This window comes from Oribacterium sp., assembly GCF_057249185.1.
Genome location: NZ_DBHIGR010000003.1, coordinates 29,636 through 35,134, shown reverse-complemented (window position 1 = coordinate 35,134; position 5,499 = coordinate 29,636). Strand labels below are relative to the sequence as shown.

The following is a 5,499-nucleotide window of genomic DNA, read 5'->3' as shown; positions in this document are numbered from 1 at the left end:
GATATGCAGACTCATTCCTGGATTTCTCATCGGAAATCTTGTCAAAGTACCGTAACTTGGATTCTAAAAAGCGTTTCTGCAATTCCGGAAGATTGATTTCCAAAAGCTTTCCCTCCAGAAGATGCAAAACCTTATGACATTCCTTAAGCTTATCAATTTCCAAAAAGAAATCCGCCAAATCGCACACATCCTCAATCATATGGGTCCGGAGAGCCGTCATTACCGCCCGATCCACAAAACGTCGAATCAAAAGATCCCGCTCCGATATTTTATCCTCGTAATGAGCAAGACGAATAGAAAAGCTTAAAATGTCTATACCGGACAGCAGCTCTCCTGTATAGGGGGAATTCTTTGCCAGGGTTAGAACGGAATCCAGACAGGCTCTTGCCGCCTGCACATCCCGACTTCTGCTTAAATAGATATTTCCCAGGAAGATGTAAATGCTCATCATATTGGAAACATACCCGCCATCTACGGTAGTCCCACTAATGTCATACAAGGCTTCCTCAGCATAGTAGCGGCCATGATCATAGTCATTTAGGCTAAAGTAAAGTCTTGCAATATTGGATTTCACAATACCGCTGAGGCTGTTATCCGCTTCTTCCATCTGCTCATAATACTTTAAGGCCGTCATATAATAATCTAGTGCCAGAGCGAAGTTTCCACGCAAAAACTCCGTAATGCCCAAGAGATTATGAGAACGGGTCAAAAGAGAAAAATCCTGTACTTCCTGCTGAGATTTAATGGCTTTGGAAAGATAAAGCTGCATTTGATCCACATCAAAATGAAAGCTATAGTATGCATCAGCCAACTGATAGTACACATAGCCCTTTAAAGATTCATCATCTAATTTTTCCGCCATTCCAAGAAGGTATCCTAAGCTGTGAAAAATCCCCTCATCAAATAAGGTATATTGTTTTTCTATTAGTAGGGATAGATCTTGTATTTCCTTTTCATATCCGCTAAAATCCATAAATTTTTCCTTTTGAACGAGCTGCCTCAGCATAAACCGTAGCAACCGTTTAAACGAGATATCGCACGCTTTGCGAGCGATACTCGTTATGAATAATAATCCGAACTATTATAACAAAAAACCCTCTTATAAAAAAGAGGGTTTTTCTAAAATAATTATTATCGCCTTGAATCTTTCTACTAATGAGGATCCTCCGCATCTATCGCTCCGTTAAAATTCGCCGGAGCAAGGGCTGAGGTTTCCGGTGCTGCTGTTGCGGGATTTTTTTCCGCCGTTGTCTGGGCAGTCGTAGCACTTGTACTTTCCTTTGTGGATTTCGTACTTTCCTTAGTAGATTTTGTGCTCTCCTTCGTAGAGCTGGTGTTATTTTTCTTTGTAGAAGAACTGCTTTCACTGCTACTCTTCTTGCTCTTAGTACTCTCCGTGCTACTTTTCGCCTTTGACTCAGCGGACTTCGCAGCGGAAGCGGTAGTGGTTTGGGTACTTGCCGAGCTTTGTACTACGGAAACGGTGCTTTCCGTACTTGCAGCCTGTGTTTCCGTCGCCACAGGAGGGAAATGCTTATACTGTATGCCGTTTCCGCCGGCAACATCCTGACCTCGGAAGCGAATCATCTCCGACACGGTAACCAACTGATATCCTCTGGCCGTTAGTTCCGGAATAATCGCCTTGCAGGCCTCAGCTGTAGACAGGTATAGGGCATGCATCAACACAATGTCCCCATCCTTTACCTGACTCAATACAATCTGCTTGGTTTTTTCCGCGTCCCGAGAACGCCAATCCTCCGTATCAATAGACCAGAAAATCAGAGGTTTACTTACTGCTGTTTTCACGTCTGCCGTGTAATTTCCACCGGGAAGACGTACCAATGCGGGAGCAACGCCGGAGGCATTTTGAACCGCCTGATCCGTCTTATCGAACTCATTCCGGATATAGTCCACACCTTTTTTGCTTAAATGAATATCATGGTCATAAGAGTGATTGCCTACCTCATGGCCACGCTCAACAGTGTTCTTAATATCCTCGGGGAACTTTTCCACTCGCTGTCCCACAACAAAGAAGGTAGATCTTCCATTTACCTTTTCCAGCTCATCCATCAAAATGCTGTCCACCTGCACATCCGGTCCGTCATCGAAGGTCAAAGCCACCATGGGTTTGGTGGGATCAATGTATCTTCCTCCGGATAACACAAGACCGTTGTCTTCACTGGCGCTTTCCGCGGTTTCCGAAATACTTTCCTGCCCTTCTCCGCTTTCTTCCGAAAGATCCTCTGCAATGGAGCTTTCCGCTACCGTCTCAATAGCCCCTTTTTGCTCCGTTCTGCTCTTCTCAATAAAATGTACAATTCCGGCAAAGGCCTTGAAGACCAGGAACATAAATACCAAGGCTACACACGCGAAAAGTATCCGGACATTTCTCACCGCCTCTCTTCTCTTCTTGATTCTTGCCTTTCTTCTTCTGTATTCCCGTCTCTCCTCTTCCGTCAAACTTCGAGGAATCCTATTACCGCTGCTGCTCCTTCTCTTTGCACCACTGCTTAGCTTGCTCTGTCGTTCCGCTCTATATTTATCGCTTCGATTCCGAAATTTTCTCTCTCCGCTGTCTATATTTCTCTTGTCCGCCATGATTAACCCTTCTTTTTCAATTCTGCCATTTCCTCCTTACTATACCACAGTTTTTTCCAAAAAAAAGGAAGAGTTTTTTAAGACTTGTTAATCCGAAGCATTTTTATTAGAATACTAGCCGAGAAGAAAAAGGAGTACAGCATGGATAAAAAAGGAATTGCGGAAGTAAAGAAGTGTTTCAAAAAAGAAGATTGTCGTATTGACCGTATGGTCAGTTGCTTTGTAAATGAAGAGGGAGAAGTTATTTCTCGTTTCTCCGACTCCTTCTATGCTTTGGAGGATAAGGAATTATTTAAATATTGCGAGCTTTTTAAGCAATCTCTCTCCGGTAAGCTTGGAAGAAATCTCTATACTCTAGCCTTCCCTTTAGAGGAAGAAAAGGAAGGGGGCAAACAGCAGGAGCTCTATCAGCTTTTACAGTCCGAACTGAAAGAGGAAGCTCTTTATGATGCTTTTTTCGAAAAAATTCGTAAGGACTATCCCATTCCCGGAAAGCATCTTCTGCTTCTGGCCCATGGGGTTTATGACGTACCTAAAAAGACCACCGACGGTTTGGTCTTAGAGGATGCTTCCGAAAATGTTTATTCCTTCATCCTTTTTGCCCTTTGTCCGGTAAGTCTTCTTAAGGAAGGTCTTTGCTTTGATCAGCAGAGTGATTCCTTTATCAGTCGTTCCGAAGACTTCGTCGTTCAAAAGCCGGAGATTTCCTTCCTCTATCCCGCCTTTCATGACCGAGGCAGTGATATCCATGAATTATTGTATCGCTGCAAAAAAAGGGAGGATAGTCTGGACAGTCTTCCGGAAACTCTCTTCGGCACGCCCCTTCCCATGGGAGAAAAGCAGCAAAAGAATTGTTTTTCCAAGCTGGTAGAAGAAATTTTGCAGGAGGACTGCACCTTTGAAAACGTTCGGCTTCTTCAAGAAGAGCTTGCCGAATTACAAAATAAGGAAAATGAAGAAGAGCGGGAGCAAAGCCTTCCGAAAAACCAGGTGAAGACTCTTTTGGAGAAGGCCGGAGCCACAGAAGAACAGTTATTGAACTTCTCTTCTCTGTATGAAGAAGAGCTGGGAGAGAAAAACGAGAGTCTTTTTTTGGAAAATCTGGCAGATTCCACCCTTCGTTTGGATTCGGATAATGTGCATTTAAGGATTAAAAATGAAGTTTCCGCGATTTTGGAAAGTAGAATCATTGACGGAAAAGAATATCTCTTGCTACCTATTTCCGACAATCTGGAATGCAACGGCATTTCCATACGAAGACGACTTGCGGAAAAAGAAGAGCAATAAAGGAAAGAGCGAAAAGATAAACGAGATATCGCACGCTTTGCGAGCGATACTCGTTATGAATAAAGAGAAGGAGAAGGCTTCAGCTAAATTTCTCCTTCCGGATGGGGGACAAAGTTGAGACTGGATAAATATCTTTCAGACATGGGGGTAGAAAGCCGTTCCGTACTGAAACGAGAAATTCGAAAGGGCTTGGTCAAGATTAACGGAGAGATTGTGAAGGATCCAAGCATGGAAGTTCAGCCCGGAGATTCCGAGATTGTATATAAAGACGAGCCTATTCATTATGAAGAGTTCTCCTATTACATGATGAATAAGCCTGTGGGCGTGCTTTCCTCCACTGAGGATAGAAAGCAAAAAACCGTCCTGGATCTCTTTTCCGACAAGCATAGAAAAGATCTCTTTCCTGTAGGGCGTTTGGATAAGGACAGTGAGGGCCTTCTTTTGATTATGAATGACGGTGCTTTAGCCCATAAGCTACTTTCTCCGAAAATGCATATTGAAAAAAAATATTTGGTGGAAATCCCCGGTAAAATCTCCGAAGAGGAATTGGATCGCTTACGGCAGGGCATCCAATACGATACGGATTTAATTGCCATGCCTGCAAAAGCCCGTTGTCTATCTTCCACCGAGGAAGGAAGCCGCGTGGAAGTCATTATCATGGAAGGAAAATTCCATCAAATCAAAAAAATGTTTCTTGCCCTGTCTCCGGATTATGTGGTCACAAAGCTTCAGAGACTTTCCATGGGACCATTGCATTTAGATCCTGCCCTTGCCCCAGGCGAATACCGCAAGCTTTCGGAAGAAGAAGTACAGGCACTAAAGAACTGTTTTTAGACCAATGATACAGATCTGTTTTTTAGGTCTACTATACAGAACTTTTTAGGTCTAAGATACAAAACTTTTTTAAGTCTAAGATACAAAACTTTTTTAGGTCTATTACTCATTCAATCTGTAGATCACCAGAATATCTCCCACTGCAATGCTAGTGTTCCCATTAGGAATCACGATTTCCTTACCTCTTTCAATCAAAAGTACTCTGGCCATCTCATCTCTTGGGATTTCCGCAATGGTTTTATTGGCATAAACACTGTCCCTGTCTACCTCCAGCTCAACGATATCTAAATCCGAGGCCATGGTAGACTTGGCAGAACCGATAACCACCCGGTCTCCCACCTGTATCTTCGTATCTCCCCTTGGTAATTCTTTCTCTCCATTTCTTTCCACCAAAATGATAGGGGTGTCCGGCGGCGTAATAATATCCTTAATCAACTGCCCCGCCCAATGATGCCCTTCAGGAATGATAAACTCAATAAACTGCACCGGCTTTTGTTCCGTATAGTCCGTAAAGGTCTTCATAACGTCGCTTTGGTCATCAATCATATCCAGACGTCCTGCCATTTTCGGTAAAAAGCTCCCCTGAAAGAGAATCGATAAAATCACGATAAAAAACACCAGATGGAACAAAAAGTCTCCGCTTCCCAAGCTTTCCACCGCTAAAATTGCAAATACAATGGAAGCCGCTCCTCGAAGTCCCGCAAAGGAAATAAGGAAATTTCGATTTTTGGAGGAGGGGAAGAATCTCATAAGCAAGAATACGGAAAGAGGTCTGGCAAT

Annotated in this window: 5 protein-coding genes; 2 read left to right on the top strand and 3 right to left on the bottom strand. The window is 43.3% G+C overall.

The window, feature by feature from the left end; genetic code table 11:
• On the bottom strand, positions 1–973 hold a 973-nt coding region (locus ACO4PX_RS00490; protein WP_485570868.1), incomplete at its 3' end, for a tetratricopeptide repeat protein.
• Between the two features lie 179 nt (positions 974–1,152).
• Positions 1,153–2,598 (bottom strand): polysaccharide deacetylase family protein, encoded by a 1,446-nt coding sequence (locus ACO4PX_RS00485; protein WP_485570866.1) that lies wholly within the window; start codon positions 2,596–2,598, stop codon positions 1,153–1,155.
• A gap of 141 nt (positions 2,599–2,739) precedes the next feature.
• Between ACO4PX_RS00485 and ACO4PX_RS00480 the strand changes: the two genes are divergently transcribed.
• Together ACO4PX_RS00480 and ACO4PX_RS00475 are read left to right on the top strand one after the other, a co-directional pair.
• Positions 2,740–3,885 carry a DUF4317 domain-containing protein gene (locus tag ACO4PX_RS00480; RefSeq protein WP_485570865.1) on the top strand — a complete coding sequence of 382 codons (1,146 nt, stop codon included), beginning with the start codon at positions 2,740–2,742 and terminating at the stop codon, positions 3,883–3,885.
• A 114-nt stretch (positions 3,886–3,999) separates the two neighbouring features.
• A complete protein-coding gene (locus ACO4PX_RS00475) occupies positions 4,000–4,719 on the top strand; it encodes a pseudouridine synthase (RefSeq protein WP_485561766.1) in 720 nt (239 codons plus the stop codon).
• A 102-nt stretch (positions 4,720–4,821) separates the two neighbouring features.
• Here ACO4PX_RS00475 and ACO4PX_RS00470 read toward each other — a convergent pair.
• Positions 4,822–5,499 (bottom strand): TrkA C-terminal domain-containing protein (locus tag ACO4PX_RS00470; protein ID WP_485570864.1); only part of this gene is annotated, 678 nt, incomplete at its 5' end.